24 protein-coding genes are annotated in these 20,998 nt (G+C 69.2%); 16 read left to right on the forward strand and 8 right to left on the reverse strand.

Going from position 1 to position 20,998, the window contains the following annotated elements:
- Positions 1-11: 11 nt before the first annotated feature.
- Positions 12-326 carry a PLDc N-terminal domain-containing protein gene (locus ACFQ7F_RS11350; RefSeq protein ID WP_383269278.1) on the reverse strand — a complete coding sequence of 105 codons (315 nt, stop codon included), beginning with the start codon at positions 324-326 and terminating at the stop codon, positions 12-14.
- Positions 327-415: 89 nt separating this feature from the next.
- On the opposite strand from ACFQ7F_RS11350, the gene ACFQ7F_RS11355 reads away from it, so the two are divergent.
- The 3 genes from ACFQ7F_RS11355 to ACFQ7F_RS11365 are packed head-to-tail and all read left to right on the forward strand — an operon-like array spanning position 416 to position 3,489.
- Positions 416-1,873 (forward strand): menaquinone biosynthesis decarboxylase, encoded by a 1,458-nt coding sequence (locus ACFQ7F_RS11355; RefSeq protein ID WP_383269280.1) that lies wholly within the window; start codon positions 416-418, stop codon positions 1,871-1,873.
- 2 nt (positions 1,874-1,875) lie between these two features.
- Positions 1,876-2,799: a menaquinone biosynthesis prenyltransferase MqnP gene (mqnP, locus tag ACFQ7F_RS11360; RefSeq protein WP_383269282.1), complete on the forward strand. Its 924-nt coding sequence runs from the start codon at positions 1,876-1,878 to the stop codon at positions 2,797-2,799.
- A 9-nt stretch (positions 2,800-2,808) separates the two neighbouring features.
- Positions 2,809-3,489, forward strand: a complete 681-nt coding sequence (locus tag ACFQ7F_RS11365) for a UbiX family flavin prenyltransferase (protein ID WP_383269284.1) — start codon at positions 2,809-2,811, stop codon at positions 3,487-3,489.
- On the opposite strand, the gene ACFQ7F_RS11370 is transcribed toward ACFQ7F_RS11365, so the two are convergent.
- The gene (locus ACFQ7F_RS11370) at positions 3,486-3,614 is read right to left on the reverse strand and encodes a hypothetical protein (protein WP_383269285.1); all 129 of its coding nucleotides are present in this window, start codon (positions 3,612-3,614) and stop codon (positions 3,486-3,488) included. The two genes, ACFQ7F_RS11365 and ACFQ7F_RS11370, sit on opposite strands and share 4 nt — an antisense overlap.
- 133 nt (positions 3,615-3,747) lie before the next feature.
- Between ACFQ7F_RS11370 and ACFQ7F_RS11375 the strand changes: the two genes are divergently transcribed.
- The 5 genes from ACFQ7F_RS11375 to ACFQ7F_RS11395 all read left to right on the forward strand — a co-directional run bounded on the left by ACFQ7F_RS11375 (position 3,748) and on the right by ACFQ7F_RS11395 (position 8,283).
- Positions 3,748-4,203: an Lrp/AsnC family transcriptional regulator gene (locus tag ACFQ7F_RS11375; RefSeq protein ID WP_383269287.1), complete on the forward strand. Its 456-nt coding sequence runs from the start codon at positions 3,748-3,750 to the stop codon at positions 4,201-4,203.
- A gap of 62 nt (positions 4,204-4,265) precedes the next feature.
- Positions 4,266-5,429, forward strand: coding sequence for an aminofutalosine synthase MqnE (mqnE, locus tag ACFQ7F_RS11380; protein ID WP_383269288.1), 1,164 nt, complete (start codon positions 4,266-4,268; stop codon positions 5,427-5,429).
- Between the two features lie 119 nt (positions 5,430-5,548).
- Entirely contained in the window at positions 5,549-6,073 is a 525-nt protein-coding gene (locus tag ACFQ7F_RS11385) for a GNAT family N-acetyltransferase (protein WP_383269289.1), read from the forward strand.
- Between the two features lie 124 nt (positions 6,074-6,197).
- A complete protein-coding gene (locus ACFQ7F_RS11390) occupies positions 6,198-6,488 on the forward strand; it encodes a DUF4229 domain-containing protein (protein WP_383269290.1) in 291 nt (96 codons plus the stop codon).
- A gap of 430 nt (positions 6,489-6,918) precedes the next feature.
- The gene (locus ACFQ7F_RS11395) at positions 6,919-8,283 is read left to right on the forward strand and encodes a dicarboxylate/amino acid:cation symporter (protein ID WP_383269292.1); all 1,365 of its coding nucleotides are present in this window, start codon (positions 6,919-6,921) and stop codon (positions 8,281-8,283) included.
- Between the two features lie 90 nt (positions 8,284-8,373).
- Here the strand turns inward: ACFQ7F_RS11395 and ACFQ7F_RS11400 are convergent, their stop codons facing one another.
- Together ACFQ7F_RS11400 and ACFQ7F_RS11405 are read right to left on the reverse strand one after the other, a co-directional pair.
- Positions 8,374-8,760 (reverse strand): VOC family protein, encoded by a 387-nt coding sequence (locus tag ACFQ7F_RS11400; protein WP_383269293.1) that lies wholly within the window; start codon positions 8,758-8,760, stop codon positions 8,374-8,376.
- Positions 8,757-9,533 carry an ArsR family transcriptional regulator gene (locus ACFQ7F_RS11405; protein ID WP_383269294.1) on the reverse strand — a complete coding sequence of 259 codons (777 nt, stop codon included), beginning with the start codon at positions 9,531-9,533 and terminating at the stop codon, positions 8,757-8,759. Before ACFQ7F_RS11405 ends, ACFQ7F_RS11400 begins: the two co-directional genes overlap by 4 nt.
- Before the next feature lie 81 nt (positions 9,534-9,614).
- Between ACFQ7F_RS11405 and ACFQ7F_RS11410 the strand changes: the two genes are divergently transcribed.
- Positions 9,615-10,880 (forward strand): APC family permease, encoded by a 1,266-nt coding sequence (locus ACFQ7F_RS11410; protein WP_383269295.1) that lies wholly within the window; start codon positions 9,615-9,617, stop codon positions 10,878-10,880.
- Between the two features lie 61 nt (positions 10,881-10,941).
- Here the strand turns inward: ACFQ7F_RS11410 and ACFQ7F_RS11415 are convergent, their stop codons facing one another.
- Complete coding sequence (locus ACFQ7F_RS11415; RefSeq protein WP_383269296.1) at positions 10,942-11,301, reverse strand: DUF6223 family protein; 360 nt, start codon at positions 11,299-11,301, stop codon at positions 10,942-10,944.
- Positions 11,302-11,497: 196 nt separating this feature from the next.
- On the opposite strand from ACFQ7F_RS11415, the gene ACFQ7F_RS11420 reads away from it, so the two are divergent.
- Positions 11,498-12,625 carry a sensor histidine kinase gene (locus ACFQ7F_RS11420; RefSeq protein ID WP_383269297.1) on the forward strand — a complete coding sequence of 376 codons (1,128 nt, stop codon included), beginning with the start codon at positions 11,498-11,500 and terminating at the stop codon, positions 12,623-12,625.
- A complete protein-coding gene (locus ACFQ7F_RS11425) occupies positions 12,622-13,287 on the forward strand; it encodes a response regulator (protein WP_383269299.1) in 666 nt (221 codons plus the stop codon). The genes ACFQ7F_RS11420 and ACFQ7F_RS11425 overlap by 4 nt, the downstream gene beginning before the upstream one ends.
- A 59-nt stretch (positions 13,288-13,346) precedes the next feature.
- On the opposite strand, the gene arsM is transcribed toward ACFQ7F_RS11425, so the two are convergent.
- A complete protein-coding gene (gene arsM, locus ACFQ7F_RS11430; RefSeq protein ID WP_383269301.1) occupies positions 13,347-14,114 on the reverse strand; it encodes an arsenite methyltransferase in 768 nt (255 codons plus the stop codon).
- Positions 14,115-14,189: 75 nt separating this feature from the next.
- Between arsM and ACFQ7F_RS11435 the strand changes: the two genes are divergently transcribed.
- From ACFQ7F_RS11435 to ACFQ7F_RS11450, 4 genes are all read left to right on the forward strand, one after another.
- Complete coding sequence (locus tag ACFQ7F_RS11435) at positions 14,190-14,624, forward strand: ArsR/SmtB family transcription factor (protein ID WP_383269303.1); 435 nt, start codon at positions 14,190-14,192, stop codon at positions 14,622-14,624.
- Positions 14,621-15,745: an ACR3 family arsenite efflux transporter gene (gene arsB, locus ACFQ7F_RS11440; RefSeq protein ID WP_383269305.1), complete on the forward strand. Its 1,125-nt coding sequence runs from the start codon at positions 14,621-14,623 to the stop codon at positions 15,743-15,745. The genes ACFQ7F_RS11435 and arsB overlap by 4 nt, the downstream gene beginning before the upstream one ends.
- Complete coding sequence (locus ACFQ7F_RS11445; protein WP_383269307.1) at positions 15,738-16,175, forward strand: arsenate reductase ArsC; 438 nt, start codon at positions 15,738-15,740, stop codon at positions 16,173-16,175. The genes arsB and ACFQ7F_RS11445 overlap by 8 nt, the downstream gene beginning before the upstream one ends.
- Before the next feature lie 101 nt (positions 16,176-16,276).
- Complete coding sequence (locus ACFQ7F_RS11450; RefSeq protein WP_383269376.1) at positions 16,277-16,888, forward strand: TetR/AcrR family transcriptional regulator; 612 nt, start codon at positions 16,277-16,279, stop codon at positions 16,886-16,888.
- 10 nt (positions 16,889-16,898) lie between these two features.
- On the opposite strand, the gene ACFQ7F_RS11455 is transcribed toward ACFQ7F_RS11450, so the two are convergent.
- Positions 16,899-17,723 (reverse strand): MaoC/PaaZ C-terminal domain-containing protein, encoded by an 825-nt coding sequence (locus tag ACFQ7F_RS11455; RefSeq protein ID WP_383269308.1) that lies wholly within the window; start codon positions 17,721-17,723, stop codon positions 16,899-16,901.
- Positions 17,724-18,123: 400 nt separating this feature from the next.
- On the reverse strand, positions 18,124-19,485 hold the full coding sequence (locus tag ACFQ7F_RS11460; RefSeq protein WP_383269310.1) for a 3-oxoacyl-ACP reductase: 1,362 nt from the start codon (positions 19,483-19,485) through the stop codon (positions 18,124-18,126).
- Positions 19,486-19,557: 72 nt separating this feature from the next.
- Here ACFQ7F_RS11460 and ACFQ7F_RS11465 point away from each other — a divergent pair, with 72 nt between their 5' ends.
- Positions 19,558-20,835 carry an acetyl-CoA C-acetyltransferase gene (locus ACFQ7F_RS11465; RefSeq protein ID WP_383269312.1) on the forward strand — a complete coding sequence of 426 codons (1,278 nt, stop codon included), beginning with the start codon at positions 19,558-19,560 and terminating at the stop codon, positions 20,833-20,835.
- The last annotated feature ends 163 nt before the right edge of the window (positions 20,836-20,998 follow it).

Below are 20,998 nucleotides of genomic sequence, written 5' to 3' on the forward strand. Positions count from 1 at the left end.
TTTCCTGCCGTCTACTTCTTGTCGTCGTTCTTGTCGTCCGGGTCCTCGTCCCTGAGGGACTTCAGGAACTCGGGGTTGTCGTCCGGTGCCACCCACTGTCCGCCGCGTCCGGCGCGCGGGCCACCTCCGGCGGCAGGCGTCTTGCGCACCTTGCCCGTGACGAACCAGGCGATCGGTCCGAGCAGGACCTCGCCGAAGAGCAGCACGATGATGACCCAGACCACCTTCGGCAGATGCTTGATCTCCTTCTCAGGAGTGTTCAGGACATCGATGAAGGCGTAGATCCACACCGCGAGGACAAGGAGGAACGGCAGATACCTGAGCATGGTGGCGCGATCCCCCAAGCGGTGGCGGCGGGAGACGAGCGTGCCCCCGGTGACGGGGCAAGGGTAGCCGGTGACCGATACTTGACCGCATGGCTTATGACGATCTTCGCTCCCTGCTCCGTGCACTGGAGCGCGAGGGCGATCTCAAGCGCATCAAGGCCGAGGTCGATCCGTACCTGGAGGTCGGCGAGATCACCGACCGGGTGCAGAAGTCCGGCGGCCCCGCGCTCCTCTTCGAGAACGTCAAGGGCTCGGCGATGCCGCTCGCGATGAACGTGTACGGGACGGACCGGCGCCTCCTGAAGGCGCTCGGCCTGAAGTCGTACAGCGAGATCAGCGACAAGATCGGCGGCCTCCTCAAGCCCGAGCTGCCGCACGGCTTCGTCGGGGTGCGCGAGGCCTTCGGGAAGCTCGGCGCGATGACGCACGTACCGCCGAAGAAGGTGAAGTCCGACAACGCGCCGGTCCAGGAGGTCGTCCTCACCGGCGACGACGTCGACCTGGAGAAGCTGCCCGCGCTCTTCACCTGGCCCGAGGACGGCGGCTCCTTCTTCAACCTGGGCCTGACCCACACCAAGGACCCGGACACCGGGGTGCGCAACCTCGGCCTGTACCGCCTCCAGCGCCACGACAAGCGCACCATCGGCATGCACTGGCAGATCCACAAGGACAGCCGCAACCACTACCAGGTGGCCGCCCGCAGGGGCGAGAAGCTGCCGGTCGCGATCGCCTTCGGCTGTCCGCCCGCCGTGACGTACGCGTCGACCGCGCCGCTGCCGGGTGACATGGACGAGTACATGCTGGCCGGGTTCATCCAGGGCAAGCGCGTGGAGATGGTGGACTGCAAGACGGTCCCGCTCCAGGTCCCGGCGCACGCCGAGGTCGTCATCGAGGGCTGGCTCGAGCCGGGCGAGATGCTGCCGGAGGGTCCCTTCGGCGACCACACCGGCTTCTACACGCCGCAGGAGGACTTCCCCGCCCTGAAGATCGACTGCGTGACGATGCGGAAGCGTCCGCTGCTCCAGTCGATCGTGGTGGGCCGCCCGCCGACGGAGGACGGCCCGCTCGGCCGCGCCACGGAGAGGTTCTTCCTCCCCCTCCTCAAGGTGATCGTCCCGGACATCGTGGACTACCACCTGCCGGAGTCCGGCGGCTTCCACAACTGCGCGATCGTCTCGATCGACAAGAAGTACCCGAAGCACGCGCAGAAGGTCATGCACGCCATCTGGGGTGCCCACATGATGTCGCTGACCAAACTGATCGTGGTCGTGGACAAGGATTGCGATGTCCATGACCTGCACGAAGTGTCCTGGCGTGCGCTCGGCAACACCGACTACGCGCGCGACCTGACGGTGGCCGAAGGTCCCGTCGACCATCTCGACCACGCCTCCTACCAGCAGTTCTGGGGCGGCAAGGCGGGCATCGACGCGACGAAGAAGCTGCCCGAAGAGGGATACACACGGGACGGAGGCTGGCCGAACATGGTCGAGTCCGACCCGGAGACGGCGTCGAAGGTCGACCGCCGCTGGAAGGAGTACGGGCTCTAAAGATGAGTGCTGATTCAGCCACCCCGGAACTCTTCGGGCCCGAGCCCGCCCCGCCCGGCAAGGTCAAGGCGTTCCTGCGCCTCGTCATGATCGAGCACTCGGTCTTCGCCCTGCCCTTCGCCTACATCGCGGCCCTGACCGCGATGTTCAAGCTGGACGAGAACATCCACTGGGGCCGACTGCTCCTGGTCACCATCTGCATGGTCGGCCTGCGGACGTTCGCCATGGCCGCGAACCGGATCATCGACCGCGAGATCGATGCCCGTAACCCGAGGACCGCCCACCGCGAGCTCGTCACGGGCGCCGTCTCGGTCAAGTCCGCCTGGACCGGGGCGCTGATCGCGCTCGTCGTGTTCCTCGGCGCCGCCGCCCTGCTCAACCCGCTCTGCCTGGCGCTCGCCCCCATCGCGGTGATCCCGATGGTCGTCTATCCCTACGGCAAGCGGTTCACGAACTTCCCGCAGGCGATCCTGGGCCTCGCCCAGGCCATGGGTCCTGTCGGCGCCTGGATCGCGATCACCGGCGAGTGGTCGTGGCAGGCCGTCATCCTCGGGCTCGCGGTCGGCGTCTGGATCGGCGGCTTCGACCTGATCTACGCCTGCCAGGACGTGGAGACGGACCGCGAGGTCGGCGTGAAGTCGGTGCCCGCGCGGTTCGGCATCCCGGCCGCCATCTGGGGCGCCCGCGGCTGTCACCTCGTGACCACCGCGCTCTTCGTCTGGTACGCCGCGGACACCGGCGCGGGCCCGTTCCTCTGGCTCGGTCTCGCGATCGTGGCGGGCGCGTTCCTCTACGAGCACTCCCTCGTGAAGCCGCACGACCTCTCACGCCTGAACCGCGCCTTCTTCCAGGTCAACGGCTTCATCGGCATCGCGCTCTTCGTCTGCGCCCTGCTCGATCTGCTGGTGCGCGGTCTGACCGTCTAGGCTCACAGCGTGAAGCCAGGAGATACGCAGCGTAAGCCTTGGATCGTGGGGGTGTCGGGGGCCTCAGGGACCCCGTACGCCGCCGCCGTGCTGCGGGCGTTGCTCGCGGCGGGGGAGAGCGTCGACCTGGTGGTCTCGCGGGCCTCACGCCTGACGATCCTGGACGAGACGGGCATCGCCTTCCGGGACGCGCACTGGCAGGAGGATCTGCGGGAGTGGCTGGAGCGCGGTGCCGACGGGAAGCCGGGCACGTTCGATGTGCCGGTGGACGACGTGCGGTACTGGGCGGCCGGGGATCTTGCCGCCGGGCCCTCTTCGGGGTCGTACGCGACCAAGGGGATGCTGATCGTGCCGGCGTCCACGGCGTGCGTGGCCGGGGTCGCGCTCGGGCTGTCGAAGGATCTGCTGCAGCGATCGGCGAGCGTGACGCTGAAGGAAGGCCGGCAGCTGGTCGTCTGCGTACGCGAGACACCGCTCAACGGGCAGACGCTGAAGCACTTGGTGACGCTGGACGAGGCGGGCGCGGTCGTGCTGCCCGCCTCTCCGGCGTTCTACGCGGGGGCGACGCACATCCAGGATCTGGTGGACTTCGTCGCCGGGCGGACGCTCGATGCGGCAGGGGTGCCGCATCAGCTGTACCGCCGCTGGAAGGGAGAGCTCGGTTCGGGCTCTGCCTCTCCGGGGGATTAGCGCTTCTTGGCGGCGCGCTTCGTGCGGCGCTCGCCCTGGGGCGCGGTGGGCTTGTGGGCACGCGAGCGGTTGGCCAGGTCCTGCAGCTCGCGCATTCGGGCGTAGGCCATCTCGATCGAGTACACGGGTGACTCACTCCTGAAGGATCGTCGTTGATCTGCTGAAATTTGGAAAGATTCACAGGGCGTTGACCCTGTTGCACCTTGGATTCTACACATAGACTCGCGGTATCGCTGAATAATGAAAGGCATCGCACCTATGGACGCCGTGGACAGGCAGCTCATCCAGGCCCTGCGCGAGAACGGCAGGGCCTCGTACGCCGAACTCGGCCGACTCGTCGGCCTCTCAGGACCGAGCGTCACGGACCGGATCAACCGCCTCGAAGCGGCGGGTGTCATCACCGGCTACCGCGCGACGGTGGACTCCGCCTCGCTCGGCCTGGGCGTCATCGCCCTCATCGGCATCTCCCTCTCGGACGCCGCCGACCACGAGGACGTGGCACGGCGCCTGAAGGATCTGCACGAGATCGAGGACTGCTGGTTCATCGCGGGCGACGACTCGTACATGCTCAAGGTCCGGGCCAGTGACGTGGACGGCCTGGAGAAGACGATCCGCAGACTGAGCGGCACGAAGGGCGTCTCCAGGACGCGTACGACGATCGTGCTCTCCACAAAGTGGGAGAACCGCGTCGGGGAGCTGCCGGAAGAGTCCTAGGAGGCTAGGCGTACCGTGGGCGAGGCCCGATTTACGTAGACATTTGGAGAGGCGGCCGGCGCATGGACGTGGGACTCAAGCGCGAGCTAGAGGAGAAGGTCCGGGCCGGTGAGCGGCTGTCCCGCGAGGACGGCATCGCCCTCTACGCATCGGACGATCTCGCCTGGCTCGGCGGTCTCGCCCACGAGGTGCGCACGCGCAAGAACGGCGACGTCGTGCACTTCAACGTCAACCGTCACCTCAACATGACGAACGTGTGCACCGCCTCGTGCGCGTACTGCTCGTTCCAGCGCAAGCCGGGCGAGAAGGACGCGTACACGATGCGCATCGAGGAGGCCGTCCGCCTCGCCAAGGCGATGGAGGGCGAGAACCTCACCGAGCTGCACATCGTCAACGGCCTGCACCCGAACCTGCCGTGGCGGTACTACCCGCGGTCCCTGAGCGAGCTGAAGAAGGCGCTCCCGAGCGTCTCCCTGAAGGCGTTCACGGCCACGGAGATCCACCACTTCGAGACGATCTCGGGGATGTCGGCGTCCGACATCCTCGACGAGCTGATCGAAGCGGGCCTTGAGTCGCTGACCGGTGGCGGCGCGGAGATCTTCGACTGGGAGGTGCGGCAGCACATCGTCGACCACCGCACCCACTGGGAAGACTGGTCGCGCATCCACCGGCTCGCGCACGAGAAGGGTCTGAAGACCCCGAGCACGATGCTGTACGGCCACATCGAGGAGCCCCGTCACCGGGTCGACCACGTGCTGCGCCTGCGCGAACTCCAGGACGAGACCGGCGGTTTCCAGGTCTTCATCCCGCTGCGCTACCAGCACGACTTCGTGGACATGAAGGACGGCAAGGTCAGGAACCGCCTCCAGGCGCGGACGACCATGGCGTCGGGCGCCGAGGCCCTGAAGACCTTCGCGGTCTCGCGGCTGCTCTTCGACAACGTCCCGCACGTCAAGGTCTTCTGGGTCATGCACGGCCTGCAGACGACGCAGCTCGCGCTGCAGCACGGCGCGGACGACATGGACGGCTCGGTCGTCGAGTACAAGATCACGCATGACGCGGACAACTTCGGTACGCCGAACAAGCTGACGCGTGAGGACCTGCTCGACCTCATCCGCGAGGCGGGCTTCCGTCCGATCGAGCGGAACACGCGCTACGAGTCGATCCGTGAGTACGAGGGTCCTGACCGGTCGCTTCGTGAGACCCCGCAGGCGATGCGGGTCTGACGGGTCACCTGCGTACGGACGATGTGACGAGCCCCGGCTGCTTCGGCCGGGGCTCGTCGCGTTGTCCGGCATGCGAAACACGGTTGAGGCGTGAAGTAAGTAATGGTTAATCTTGCTCCATGGCACTTACCTTCCGGCTGGACCCGGAGATCGATCCCGCCCTCCGTGACGGCGTCCTCGCCCTCTGGGCCGACGTGTCCAACGCCGGCGGAGCCGTCGGTTTCGTACCGCCGGTGACGGTCGAGGACATACGCCCCGAGTGGCTGAAGCGCCTGACCCAGCTGAGCGAAGGGCACACCCGGCTGCTCGTCGGCTACGACGAGGACGGCGCCGTCGCCGCGACAGCCTTCCTCGCGTACAACACGCACCGCCTCATGAGGCACTGGATCTGGCTGTACGTGGTGATGGTGCACCCCAGGCACCAGGGCAAGGGATACGGGCGCGACCTGATGGCCGCCGCCGCGGACGCCGCCCGCGGCATCGACAGCATCGAGGCGATCCGGCTGACCTGCCGGGGCGGCACGGGAGTCGACCGGTTCTACGAGTCCTGCGGATACAAGGAGGTCGGACGGGTGCCCGGCGCGATCCGCGTCGCCCCCGGTGACGACCGCGACGACATCACCATGCTGCTCCCGCTCGGCTGACGGTTCGCGGAAGGGGCCGCGAGGCCGTGAGGGCTCACCCCCTTGCCGGACGCGACCCCTCCCATGCTTCACTGGAGGTGCTCGTCCTACTCGGGCCCATTTCGGAACGGAAGAGTGGATTGACATGTTCCGCTACACGCTGATGCGCCTCGGAGTCTTCGTGGGCTGCTTTTTCGCGGTCTGGGGCCTTGTCTACGCCGGGATCCTGCCGAAGGGCCTCGGGGACTCCAACCTCCTCTGGGTGCTCCTTCTCGCCCTCGTCATCTCCGCACCCATCAGCTTCGTGGTGCTGCGGGGCGAGCGGGACCGGGCGTCGGTCCAGGTCGTCGAGCGCGTGGAGCGGACCAAGGCCAACCTGGAGGCGAACCGCACCCAGGAGGACGTCGCCGACGACGCGGCCCGCGCGCAGTCGTAAGTCTTCCTCGGCTTCGTCAGCTTCGTCAGCTTCGTCACAAAGACCTCAACCCCGGTACTGGAGCAGCCGCTCCGGGCCGGGGTTTCTTGCGTCCCGGAGGGGCTCTCGCCTCTGATCGGCCTCGTCTACCTCAAACAAGACCTTTGATGTTCTCAAAGTTCAAGTGTTAACGTGTTCGACATGAAGACAGCCGTCGCGCCCCGCATCCTCATGAGCGTTCCGCTCGTGGCGCGCCTGCATGTCGATCTCTGCCGCTGCGTGTCCGCGGCCTGTCGTCGCCGTCTCTGAGTTCTCCGAGTCCTCTGCGAACAGCGCAAACGACAAGCACCAAGTGACATCTGCACTGCAGCGGCGCCGTTACGGCCGTCCCGTCTGACCCCCTCGCGGTCGCCGCTCCCTCACGTCCCCCGCCATTACCCGGAGTGTGTCCGTGTCCGCGAACCCCCCTGTATCCCCGGTCTCCGAGACCGACGAGCCGAAGTCCGGCTCCCGGATACCCAGATTCCTCAAGCTGCCGTTCTGGGCGCAGATCCTCGGCGGCCTGGTCCTCGGTGTCCTGCTCGGCTGGCTGGCCCGCAGCCAGGACGTGTCCTGGCTCGTCACCACCCTGGACAAGGTGGGAAGCACCTTCATCGGGCTGCTCAAGCTCGCGGTCGCCCCGCTGGTCTTCTTCGCCATCCTGGTGTCGATCACCAACCTGCGTAAGGTCAACAACGCCGCGCGCCTCGCCACGCAGACGCTGGTGTGGTTCATGATCACGTCGCTGATCGCGGTCGTCATCGGTCTCGCCATCGGGCTCATCACGAACCCGGGCGCCGGCACAGGCCTCACCCCGAAGGACGGCGCCAAGCCGGACCACGCGGGATCGTGGATCGACTTCCTCACCGGGATCATCCCGACGGACGTCATCACGCCGTTCACCGAGCTCAACGTCCTGCAGATCGTCTTCATGGCGGCCGTCGCCGGTATCGCCGTACTGAAGATCGGTGAGAAGGCGCAGCCGATCCTGGAGCTGAGCGAGTCCGTTCTGGCTCTCCTCCAGAAGGCCCTGTGGTGGGTCATCAAGCTCTCGCCGATCGGCACCATCGGCCTCATCGGCTTCGCCATCGCCGACTACGGCTGGGACCTGATCAGCAAGTACGCGACGTTCACCGTCGACATCTACGTCGGTTGCGCCATCGTGATGTTCGGCGTCTACCCGCTGCTGCTCTCCACGGTCGCCAAGGTCAACCCGCTGCAGTTCTTCAAGGGCGCCTGGCCCGCGATCCAGCTGGCCTTCGTCTCGCGCTCCTCGGTCGGCACGATGCCGGTCACCCAGAGGGTCACCGAGCGCCTCGGCGTGCCGAAGGAGTACACGTCCTTCGCGGTGCCGTTCGGCGCCACCACGAAGATGGACGGCTGCGCCGCGATCTACCCGGCGATCGCCGCGATCTTCGTCGCGCAGATCTTCGACGTGCAGATGGGCATCAAGGAGTACGTCCTCATCGCCTTCGTGTCGGTGGTGGGCTCGGCCGCGACGGCCGGTCTGACCGGCGCCACGGTCATGCTGACGCTGACCCTGTCGACGCTGGGCCTCCCGATGGAGGGCGTGGGCCTGCTGCTCGCCATCGACCCGGTCCTGGACATGATGCGCACCGCCACGAACGTCGCCGGACAGGCCGCCATCCCGGTGATCGTCGCCGCCCGCGAGAAGATCCTGGACCGCGACGCCTACGAGAGCGCGTCGGCTTCGCCGCTCGACGAGTTCGACGGAACCACCACCGACAAGCCGCAGACGGTGCCTGCCGCCGCCTGACGTCCCCCGGCTCGTCGCGAGCGTGCCCCGTACCTAGATCCGTTCATTCGTTTCCGGGTGCGGGGCACGTTTGTTGAGGGGCTGCTGATCTCATGCCCGGGCTGTAGCGGGCTCGAACAGTTCGATCAGGTTGCCGGCGGGGTCGTTGAGCAGGATCTGACGTCCGCCGGGGCCCGAGACCACGTCGCCGCGGAAGGCGAGTCCGGCGCTGCGCAGGCGGTCGATCTCGGTGTCGAGGTCGTCGACGATCAGGTGGATGCGGTTGCCCCCGGCGCCGAGGTCGCTGGGGGTGGCGCGGGCACCGGAGCTGGCCGGGCCGGACAGCAGCAGCCGCAGCGGTCCGCGCGTCACGTCGGCGAAGGCGGGGGCGGCGCTGGTGCGCAGGGTGAAGCCCAGGTGGGTGGTGTAGAAGTCGATGGCTGCCTGGACGTCGTCGACGAGGTACCGGACGCCGGCGAACTGGTCGGGTGTACTCACGGCTGAACCTCCTGTGGTGTGGGGACGAGAAGCGGCAGCAGGGCGCGGATACGGCTGTCGATCTCTGCTGCCGTGTGGACGAATGCGGCGTACCCGACCGGGCCGGGGCCGACGGCTGCAGCCGGGTCGGGAATGCTCCAGTGGATCAGCCGTGGCTGGTCGCCGAAGTCGGGGCAGACCTCGCGGACCTTGTCGCACAGGCTGATCACGTAGTCGAACCGGCGGCCGAGCAGTGTGTCCAGGTGCCGAGGACGCTGCCCCGAGACATCGATGCCGTGCTGCTCACGCAGGACCTGTACGGCGTCGGGATGAATACGGGCTTTGGGGTGGCTGCCGGCGCTGGTCACCTCGACCCGGCCGTCGGTGCGGTGGCGCAGCAGCGCCTCGGCGATGGGTGAGCGGGCGCTGTTGCCCGTACAGGCAAACAGGACGGCGGGGCGTCTCGCCGTCCGCGGCGATGGCGGCGGGGCGGGGGCGGAACCCAGCGCCGGGTGCAGGGCGCTGCCGGTGTCGGCGAGCGAGTGGCGGCACTGCTCCAGGTCCAGGTGGTAGTAGCTGTGGCGGGCATCGAAGCTGCTGCGGCGGGCGGTGACCAGCCCTCCGCCGCGCAGCAGCCGCAGATGGTAGGAGACCAGGTTCTGCGGCTGGCCGACCCGTTCCACCAGTTCATGAACCCGGTAGTCGCTCGCGGCCAGTTCGCTCAGCAGCTTCCAGCGCAGCGGGTGGGCGGCCAGCTGCACGAACACCGGGGCGGCAGGATCCGGGGACCTCATGAATCCAAAGTACATCAAACGAGATTGATGTACTTTGCTTACGGGGGCCCGGCTCTCCATGCCGGAAATCGGAGGCACGTCATGCGTCAGCCCACTGAGACAGCGTCACCACGGCTCCAACGGCGGCTGGGCCTCATGGACGCCGTCCTCATCGGACTGGGTTCGATGATCGGTGCGGGCATTTTCGCGGCGCTCGCCCCGGCCGCCCGCGCGGCCGGCTCCGGACTGCTGGTCGCTCTGGCGGTGGCCGCGGTGGTGGCGTACTGCAATGCCACCTCCTCCGCCCGTCTTGCCGCCCGCTACCCGGCCTCCGGCGGCACCTACCTCTACGGTCGCGAACGCCTCGGTGACTTCTGGGGCTACCTGGCCGGCTGGGCCTTCGTGACCGGCAAGACCGCCTCCTGCGCGGCGATGGCGCTGACCGTCGGCTCGTATGTGTGGCCCGAACAAGCCCACGCGGTGGCGGTCGCCGCGGTGGTGGCGCTGACCGTCGTGAACTACGCCGGGATCCAGAAGTCCGCATGGCTGACCCGGGCGATCGTCGCCGTCGTCCTGGCGGTGCTCGCGGCGGTCGTGGTCGCCGGCCTCACCTCATCGGCGGCGGACCCGGCCCGGCTGGACGTCGGCCCCGACGCCTCATTCGGCGGGGTGCTCCAGGCGGCGGGCCTGCTGTTCTTCGCCTTCGCCGGGTACGCGCGCATCGCCACCCTCGGCGAGGAGGTCCGCGATCCCGCCCGGACCATTCCCCGGGCGATCCCGCTCGCGCTGGGCATCACCCTGGTCGTCTACGCCGCCGTTGCCGTCGCCGTCCTCGCGGTGCTGGGGCCGAAGGGGCTGGCGGATGCCGCGGCGCCACTGTCGGATGCCGTGCGTGCGGCCGGCGCGGACGGGCTGGGGCCGGTGGTCCGTGCCGGGGCGGCGGTGGCCGCGCTCGGCTCGCTGCTGGCGCTGATCCTGGGCGTCTCCCGCACCACCCTGGCCATGGCCCGCGACCGGCATCTGCCGCACGCCCTGTCCGCGGTGCATCCACGATTCAAGGTGCCGCACCGGGCGGAGCTGGCGGTCGGCGCCGTCGTGGCGGTGGTGGCCGCGACGGCGGACGTGCGCGGGGCGATCGGCTTCTCGTCCTTCGGGGTGCTTCTCTACTACGCCATCGCCAACGTCTCTGCCTGGACCCTGACCCCTCAGGAGGGCCGCCCCGCACGGATCGTTCCCCTCCTTGGGCTGGTCGGCTGCCTGATTCTGGCCTTCGCCCTGCCCGCCTCCTCGGTGATCTTCGGGGCGGCCGTGCTGGCTGTTGGGGCCGGCGTCTACAGCACGCGGCGCGCTCTCGCGGCCCGCGGCTGACCATGTCCGGCCGCGCATCGGTCAGACGGGGGCAGCCGAGGTCAGCCGGGGCCAGCCGGGGTCAGCCGATCGGCACGGTGTGGCGAAAGCGGATCAGCGCCCGGCAGCCGAGGACGACGGCGATCAGGCCCAGCGGGACGGCGGCGATGGCTCCGACAAGGCCGTTGCCGGTGCCGGGGCCACCGCTGGAGGTGGCCAGGTGCAGCACGCCGAGGGCCGTGCCGACCAGCCCCGCCGCCATGGCCGAGACGGCGCCGGTGCGCGCGTTGCCGGTGCTGATACGCCCGGCGGCGCGGGCCAGGGCCAGCCATCCGATGGCCACACCGACCAGCCCGACCCCGAGAGCCAGGTTGGCGCCGGTACGCCCGTCGCCGATGATCCCGCCCTCGGCCGCCGCCATCAGAACATCTGACGTGTTCACGTATCTCCCCCTCTTCGTTCGCCCTTTGCTGTGCCGTGAGCATGGCTGCCGACCGCACCGCCGGTCGTCCCGCAGACGCAGACACTTCGCGCTGCCGCATCCGCAGCAGAAGCCGCGCGAATACCGCGGATGCGGCAGCCGACTGCTCGTCCACGAGCAGGAGTTGCCGGTAACGGCACCCGGTTAAGGTGCGCGCATGGACATAGGACGGTTCAGCGTCCCGCCCGGTATCGGTGACCGGGTGATCGCCCTCGGCGTGGCGGCCCTGTTGCTGGGCACCGGGCTGGCCGGGGAGCACCCCGGTACGGGGCCCGACATGCTCGGGTACGCGCTGCTGGTGGCCGGTGGCCTCGCGCTGGCCGCGCGGCGCCGGGCTCCGCTGACCGTCCTGGCCGTCACCGGGCTGTGTGCGGTGGGATACCAGGCGGCGGGATTCGACGCGCTCGCCGTCTCGTACCTGGTCGCGGTGTACGGGGCGGTGCGGGCCGGGCATCGCGCCGTCACGGCGGCGGCGTCCGTGGCCATGCTGGCCGTGCTTCTCCTCACTGCCCTGCTCTTCCATGACGGGCCTGCGGGCGAGGCGTTGGCGCAGGCCCGCCACGTTCTGGAGATTGCCTGGCTGATCGCCGCGTTCGCTGCGGGAGAGGCGCTGCGGCAGGCCGAGCAACGGGCGGACGAAGCCGAGCGCACCCGGGAGGAGACCGCGCGGCGCCGCGCGGACGAGGAGCGCCTGCACATCGCGAGGGAACTGCACGATTCGCTCACCCACCAGATCTCGATCATCAAGGTGCAGTCGGAAGTCGCCGTCCACGTGGCCCGCAGGCGGGGTGAACAGGTGCCCGAGGCGCTGCTGGCGATCCAGGAAGCCGGACGGGAGGCGACCCGCGAGCTGCGCGCCACCCTGGAGGCGCTGCGCGATGACGACACCACCCCGCCCCGCGGGCTCGACCACATCCCGGAGCTGGTGGAGCAGACCAACAGAGCGGGCCTTGCGGCGACGCTGACGATCAAGGGGCAGCGGACCGACGTGCCGGCCGCCGTGGGCCGGACCGCCTACCGGGTCGTTCAGGAGGCGCTGACCAACATCGTCCGGCACGCCTGTGCCGCGACCGTGTCGGTCCGTATCGACTACCGGGCCACCTCACTGACCGTTCAGGTCGATGACGACGGCAGGGCCACGCCGGACACTGTGCCGACGCCCGGCCTCGGGCTGCTCGGCATGCGTGAACGCGTCACCGCCCTCGGAGGCCTGCTGCATGCGCAGCCGCGCAGCGACCGAGGCTTCACCGTCCAGGCCGAACTCCCCGTGGAACGAGCCTCATGATCCGTGTCCTGCTCGTCGACGATCAGCCGCTCATTCGCAGCGGATTCCGGGCACTCCTCGACCTCGAAGACGACATCGAGGTGGTGGCCGAGGCCGCCGACGGCGAGCAGGGCCTGGCCCTGGCCAGGCAGCACCTGCCCGACGTCGTGCTGATCGACATCCAGATGCCGGTCGTCGACGGCATCGAGGCCACTCGGCGCATCGCCGCGGACCCGTCCCTGGCTCCGGTGCACGTCGTCATCCTCACCAACTACGGCATGGACGAATACGTCCTGGACGCGTTGCGCGCAGGCGCGGCCGGATTCCTCGTCAAGGACATCGTGCCGGACGACTTCGTGCACGCGGTGCGTGTAGCCGCCCGCGGCGACGCGCTGCTCGCGCCGTCCATCACCCGCAAGCTGATCAACCAGTACATCACCCGGCCGCACCCCACCGCCGCCGACACTGGGCGGCTGGAGGAACTGACCGGCCGCGAACGCGAGGCCGTCACGCTGGTCGCCCAGGGCCTGTCCAACAACCAGATCGCCGACCGCATGGTGATCAGTCCGGTGACCGCGAAGACCCACATCAACCGGGCCATGACCAAACTCCACGCCCGCGACCGCGCCCAACTCGTGGTGCTCGCCTACGAGTCCGGTCTGGTGATGCCGCGCGACTCCTGACGGCTGTCGGCTGTCGGCTGTCGGCTCGTAGGGGCACGTTTGTTGATGGCAGGGGGTGGTCAGGCGGCGGGCTTGGCGGCGCGGACGATGGCGGAGTGCATGCCGTCGGCGACGGCGTGGGTCGGGGTGAGTTCGATGTCGGCGAAGCCTGCCGCTGACAGGCCCTCGCGGTACTCGGTGAAGGAGAGCGCGCCCGCGATGCAGCCGACGTAGTCGCCTCGTTCGGCGCGCTGGTCGGGGGTGAGGGTGTCGTCGGAGACGACATCGGAGATGCCGATCCTGCCGCCGGGGGCCAGGACGCGGAACATCTCGGCGAACACCGCGGGCTTGTCCGTGGACAGGTTGATCACGCAGTTGGAGATGACCACGTCGATGGTGTTCGCGGGCAGCGGGACGGCCTCGATGGTGCCCTTGAGGAACTCGACGTTGGTGGCGCCCGCCTTCTCCTGGTTGGCGAGTGCGAGGGCCAGCATCTCCTCGGTCATGTCCAGGCCGTAGGCCTTGCCGGTGGGCCCCACGCGGCGCGCGGACAGCAGTACGTCGATGCCGCCGCCGGAGCCGAGATCCAGGACGCGCTCGCCTTCATGGAGGTCGGCGACGGCGGTGGGGTTGCCGCAGCCCAGCGAGGCGGCGACGGCCTCGGCGGGCAACTGGTCGCGCTCGTCGGCGGCGTAGAGGGTCCCGCCGAAGTTCTCGTCGATCTCGATCGCGGCCGGTCCGCAACAGGCGGTGCCGCCTTCGGTGACTTGGGTTGCGGCGGCCGCGTAGCGCTGACGGACGGTTTCGCGCAGGTCTGTTCCGTGCAGGTCGTTGGACTGCTCGCTCATGACCACTCCTCGGGTTGCATTGATGTTCTTCGATTCAAGCTTGCGCGTTGGATTGAGAAACGTCAATATAGAAGTATGTCGAAACAGGAGCTTGTGGTGATCGGTCAGGACGGTGCCGGTGGTGCCGGTAGTGGTGAGGGGTGCTGTCCGATCTTGCTGGCCGCGCCCATGGCCGAGGACCAGGCCGTTGAGCTGGCGAAGGTGTTCAAGGCCCTCGGGGATCCGGTGCGGCTGCGGCTGCTCTCGATGATCGCTTCGCGGGCGGGCGGGGAGATCTGCGTATGCGATCTGACCCCGGCCTTCGATCTGTCCCAGCCGACGATCTCCCACCACCTCAAGCTCCTGAAGCAGGCCGGGTTGATCGACTCCGAACGGCGGGGGACGTGGGTGTACTACCGGCTGCTGCCCGAGACCACGGACAAGCTCGCGGCGGTCCTCACCCGCCCGGGGACGGTAGAGGCCGAGGCAGAGGCAGAGGCGTCAGCCGGGCAGGCCGGGGTCACCTCATGAGCGATGTGCCGACTACGTCCGCTGCTGCCGGCCCGGTCGGGGCGCGGCTGTCGTTCCTGGACCGGTTCCTCGCGGTGTGGATCCTGATCGCGATGGCCGTCGGCCTGGGCCTGGGACGTCTCGTGCCGGGCCTCGGGGACGCGCTGGCCAAGGTGACGGTCACCGGGGTCTCGCTGCCGATCGCGCTCGGTCTGCTGGTGATGATGTACCCGGTCCTTGCCAAGGTCCGTTACGACCGGCTCGACTCCGTCACCCGGGATCGCCGCCTGCTGATCTCCTCCCTGGTGCTGAACTGGGTGCTCGGCCCGGCGCTGATGTTCGCGCTCGCCTGGATCTTCCTGCCCGACCTGCCGGAGTACCGGACCGGACTGATCGTCGTCGGGCTCGCCCGGTGCATCGCGATGGTCATCATCTGGAACGACCTCGCCTGCGGTGACCGCGAGGCGGCGGCCGTGCTGGTCGCCCTCAACTCGGTGTTCCAGGTGCTCGCGTTCAGCCTGCTCGGCTGGTTCTATCTCTCCGTCCTGCCGGGCTGGCTCGGCCTGGAGACCAGTGGTCTGAACGTATCCGTGTGGGAGATCGCCCGTAGCGTGCTGATCTTCCTGGGTATCCCGCTGGCGGCCGGGTTCCTGACCCGCAAGCTGGGAGAGAAGGCCAAGGGGCGAGCCTGGTACGAGGCGCGGCTGATCCCCAGGATCGGCCCTTTCGCGCTCTACGGCCTGCTGTTCACGATCGTCGTGCTGTTCGCCCTGCAAGGAGACGCGATCACTTCGCAGCCGGTGGACGTGGTGCGGATCGCGCTGCCGCTGCTCGTGTACTTCGCCGTGATGTGGGCCGGATCCATGGCCCTGGGCAAGGCCGTCGGCCTCGGCTATCCGCGGGCCACCACGCTGGCGTTCACCGCTGCGGGCAACAACTTCGAGCTCGCCATCGCCGTTGCCATCGCCACCTTTGGTGTGACGTCGGGGCAGGCCCTTGCCGGGGTCGTCGGTCCACTGATTGAGGTGCCGGTGCTGATCGGCCTGGTTCATGTCGCCCTCGCGGCTCGCCGATACTTTCCCCAACCCGGCCTCACGGCAGCCGAATCGACCGCTCCCGAGGAAGGCTCCGCCCGTGTCTGAGACATCTGGGACCAAGCCCGAGCCCAAGCCCAGGCCCAGTCCCTCCGTGCTGTTCGTCTGTGTCCACAACGCCGGACGCTCGCAGATGGCCGCCGCCTGGCTCGCTCATCTCGCCGGTGATCGCATCGAGGTCCGTTCTGCGGGATCCGCCCCCGCCGACAGCATCAACCCCGCCGTCGCCGAAGCGATGAACGAAGTCGGCATCGACATCTCGGCCGAAGTGCCCAAGATCCTTACCCGCGAGGCCGTTCAGGCATCCGACGTGGTGATCACCATGGGCTGCGGCGACACCTGCCCTGTCTTCCCCGGCAAGCGCTACCTGGACTGGCAGCTCGACGACCCCGCAGGTCGGGGCGTCGCTGCGGTACGGCCCACCCGTGACGCGATCAGGGCGAGGGTCGAAGCGCTCGTCGCGGACCTGTTGCCCTGACGTCGTAGGCTGGTCGTTCTGTGCGCGGGGTGTGTGGAAGGTGGGTGGCGGGGGTGGGCGATGTGAAGGCCGATGGCGCTGTGGGGAAGCGGCAGAAGCGGATGCCGCGGGCCGTGCGGGAGCAGCAGATGCTGGACGCCGCCGTGCGGATCTTCGGGCAACGGGGGTACCGGGCGGCCTCGATGGACGAGATCGCGGAGGTCGCGGGGGTCTCGAAGCCGCTGGTGTATCTGTACTTGAACTCCAAGGAAGAGCTGTTCACCGCGTGCATCCGGCGGGAGGCCGCGGCGTTGGTCGCGGCGGTGCGGGGCGGGGTGACCGGCGAAGGCCCCGCCGACCGGCAGCTGTGGGCAGGCCTGCGGGCCTTCTTCACGCATACCGCGGAGCAGCCCGACGCTTGGGTCGTCCTGCACAACCAGGCACGTACGCAGGGGGAGCCGTTCGCGGCCGAAGTCGCCGTGATGCGCGAGGAGATCGTGGCGTTCGTTACGTCACTGATCGCGGAAGCGGCACGGGAAGCGCACCGGAAGCCGGAGCTCGCGGAGCGTGAAGTCGCGGGCCTTGCGCAGGCGTTGGTGGGCGCGGCGGAGTCGCTCGCCGGTTGGGCGAACGGGGACGCGTCGGTGTCCGCGAAGGAAGCCGCGGCGACGCTGATGAACTTCGCGTGGGCGGGGCTCGGGGATTTGATGGAGGGGCGGCGGTGGGTTCCTTAGTCGCTAGCCCTTAGTGGAGGGTTCCGCTGAGGTGGGTCGTGTCGCCGTTGGCGCTGCGGAGTTGGAAGGCCGGGCCGTCGGCCGAGAAGGTGACGGTACTGGGGAGCAGTACGGGGGCCTTGAAGTCGGCGTGTACGTGGACGGCTTCGTTCGTGCTGTGGTCCGTGTACTCCGCCAGGCAGCGGGCCACGGTCCACATGCCGTGGGCGATGGCGCGGGGGAAGCCGAGGAGGCGTGCGGTGAGGGGGTACAGGTGGATGGGGTTGCGGTCACCTGAGACGGCGCCGTAGCGGCGGCCGAGGTCTGGGGGGAGCTGCCACTCGGCTTGGGTGGGGAGTGGGACGCTGTCGCGTTCGTTTCCGCTTTCGCGTGGGGTGGCTGGTGTGCTGGTGCGATGGCGGGCCAGGTAGGTGCTGCTGGACGTCCATACGGTGGTGCCGTCGACGCGGGCCTCGGTGACGAGGGTGGCCTCGGTGCCGCGGCGGTGCGGGGACAAGTGGGATGCGTGGACGGAGAGTTCGAGGCTGTCTGCGGTTGTCAGGGCGCGGTGCTGGGTGATCTCGATGGACGTGTGGACGAGACCGAGCAGGGGGAGCGGAAAGGCGCGGGTGGTCATGAGCCGCATGGCCAGCGGGAAGCCGAGGACGTGGGGGTAGGTGAGGGGGAGGGTGTGCTCGGGGGTGCGGTAGCCGCAGAGGCGGGAGTAGGCGGCCAGGTGGGCGGGGCTGGGGCGGACGTCGGTGAGGGTCGGGCGGGAGCTGGGGAGCGGGGCGTCCGGGCTGGGCCGCTTGAAGGGGGAGAGGATCGCGCCGCGGAGGAGCAGGGGGGCGAGCATGGGTGGTGGAGGTCCTTTCGGTTTGGGTCCGTCTTGGGGGCGGGGCCGCGCCGGTATGTCCGTCCTCGCTATCCGCTACTGGTCGCTGCCCGCTTCGGCTGGGGGAGCGCCGCGAACCGTGCTCCGGGCAGACATACCGACACGCCCCCTCGCGTCTCGATGCCGACTGCAGATGCGTGGGGCTCACCCCCTGCACGTTCGCCCACGGGCTGACGCGGGGCAATCGGGCGGGTGGGCGGGAGAGCTCGTTCGTTCAGAGGCGGACGCGGGGTGATCGGGCGGGTGGGCGGGAGAGCTTGTTCGTTCAGAGGAAGACCCGGGGTAACCGGGCGGGTGGGTGGGGGACCCCGTCCGGGCAGGACAGCCCCGCAGGGCACGCAGAGGCCGGCGACGACGAGGGCTACGACCCGAGCAGGCTCTGGCCACAGACCCGCACCACCTGCCCGCTAACCCCGCCGGAGGCCCCCGCGGAGAGCCACGCCGTAGTCTCCGCCACATCCACCGGCAGACCCCCCTGCGCCAGGGAGTTCATCCTGCGGCCCGCCTCGCGGATGAAGAGAGGCACCGCCGCCGTCATCTTCGTCTCGATGAAGCCGGGGGCCACCGCGTTCAACGTCACCCCGTACTCCGCAAGCGCACCCGGCGCCAGCGAACGCACCAGGCCGATGATGCCCGCCTTGCTGGCGGCGTAGTTCGTCTGTCCCACGTTCCCCGCGATCCCGGCGATCGACGCGGTGGCCACGATGCTCCCGCCCCGGTTCAGCGTTCCGGACTTGAGCAGCGCGTCCGTCGTGCGCAGCACACTCGTCAGGTTGACGTCCATGACCGGGTTCCAGCGGTCCGCAGGCATGTTGGCCAGCTTGCGGTCCCGTGTGATCCCCGCGTTGTGGACGAGGATGTCCAGGCCGCCGGGGGCGAGCGCCGACGCGATGCGCTCCCCGGCGTCGTCGGCCGTGATGTCCAGCGGGAGTGCCGTACCGCCGAGCCGGTCCGCGACCCGTACCAAATCCGCCTGCGCGGACGGCACATCGAGTACGACCACCTGTGCACCGTCCCGCGCGAGTACCTCCGCCACCGCCTCGCCGATCCCCCGCGCCGCCCCCGTGACCAGTGCCGTACGGCCGGACAAGGGCCGGTCCCAGTCGCAGGCGGCGTCAGGCCCCGCCTCGCCGACCACCTCGATCACCTGGCCGCTGACGTACGCCGACCTCGGTGAGAGAAGGAAGCGCAGCGTCGACTCCGCGGCCGCCGCCGAGCGCATGCGGACCAGCGTCGCCGTGCGGCCACGGCCCAGCTCCTTGCCGAGGGAACGTACGAAGCCCTCCAACGCCTGTTGCGCCGCCGCCTGGTGGTGGTCCGATGGCGAGACCGGTGCGCCGAGCACCACCACACGGCCGTTCTCCGCCACCGAGCGCACCACGGGGTGCAGCGCCGCGTGCACATCGGAGAGGGCGGGGGTGTCGCTTATGCCCGTCGCGTCCAGAATCACCGCCGCCGGGCGGGAGGAGGAAGGGGAGGAAGAAGGGGAGGTGGAAGGGGAGGAAGAAGGATCGGACGTGGGCTTCAGGTGCGTGCGCGCCAGGATCGACGCCACCTCCGCCTCGTGGGCCGACTCTCCTGCCGTCAGGTGCAGCAACTCACCCTCAAGGTGCGGGTGTTCCGGGCTCCAGCGGCGCAGGGCCGACGGCTGGGGGAGGCCGAGCCTTCGGGTGAGGAAGCGGCCGGGTGCGGTGCCCGTGAAGTTCAGATAGCGGTCGGCCATTGTCCAACTCCCAGCTCGGTCGTAAATTTACTTCAGAGTAAGGTTACTCAAGGGTCAGGAGCTGGTCGAGACATGAATCTGCCCACCACCCGCCGCGTGGCGGTCATCGGCGGCAGCCGCATCCCGTTCGCGCGCTCCGACGGCCCGTACGCGACCGCGTCCAACCAGGAGATGCTGACCGCCGCGCTCGACGGGCTCGTGGAGCGGTACCGGCTCGAGGGCCCCGGCGTCGTGGGGGAGTTCGTCGCCGGTGCCGTACTCAAGCACAGCCGGGACTTCAATCTCGCCCGCGAGACCGTCCTCGGCTCGCGTCTGGCGGCCACCACACCCGCGTACGACATCCAGCAGGCCTGCGGCACCGGGCTGCAAGCCGTCATCGCCGCCGCCAACAAGATCACGCTGGGGCAGACGGAGTCGGCGGTCGCGGGCGGGGCCGACACCGCGAGCGACGCCCCGCTCGGCGTCAACGACTCCCTGCGGAAGATCCTCCTTGCCGCACGCCGCGCCAAGACGGCAGGAGGGCGGGTCAAGGCGCTCGCCCGCGTAAGGCCCTCACACCTCGTGCCCGACATTCCGCGCAACGCCGAGCCCCGTACCGGGCTTTCGATGGGCGAGCACGCCGCCGTGACCGCACAGGCGTGGGGCGTCACGCGCGAGGCCCAGGACGAACTGGCCGCGACCAGCCACCAGCGGTTGGCCGCCGCGTACGACAGGGGGTTCATGGACGGGCTCGTCGTGCCGTTCCGCGGGCTTGAGCGGGATCAGAATCTGCGGCCGGGGTCGAGTGTCGAGAAGCTGGGCAAGCTGCAGCCCGTCTTCGGGGCGAAGGGGGCCAACCCCACCATGACCGCCGGGAACTCGACCCCGCTGACGGACGGTGCCGCCGTCGCGCTGCTCGCCAGTGAGGAGTGGGCAGAAGAGCGCGGGCTCGAACCGCTCGCCCACCTGACCGCGTACGAGACCGCTGCCGTCGACTTCATCGGGGGTGACGTCGTCGGCGGCGATGACGGGCTGCTCATGGCGCCCGCGTACGCCGTGCCGCGGATGCTGGAGCGGGCGGGTCTCGGGCTCGCGGACTTCGACTTCGTCGAGGTCCATGAGGCGTTCGCCTCGCAGGTACTCGCCACCCTTGCCGCCTGGGAGAAGCGGGGGCTCGGGGTCGTGGACCGGGACCGGCTCAACGTCGCCGGGTCCTCGCTCGCCACGGGGCATCCCTTCGCCGCCACCGGCGCGCGTATCGTCGCCACCCTGGCCAAGCTGCTTGCCGAGCGGGGGGCTCCGGGACGCGGGCTCATCTCGATCTGTGCGGCGGGCGGGCTGGGGGTGACGGCGATTCTTGAGCGGGGGTGAGGGTTTCTTCTGAGCCGGGGGGTGACGACTCGCCGTTGGCTCCCCAAGCCCGCCCCTTCCCGAAGCCGGCTCCGCCGGACCCCGCGCACCGTTGATCACCGGCTTCGCCGAGTTCGTCCTCAAACGCCGGACAGGCTGAATCCCACCCGCACAAGGAGCCGCC

The organism is Streptomyces sp. NPDC056486 (assembly GCF_042795295.1).
Lineage (GTDB): Bacteria > Actinomycetota > Actinomycetes > Streptomycetales > Streptomycetaceae > Streptomyces.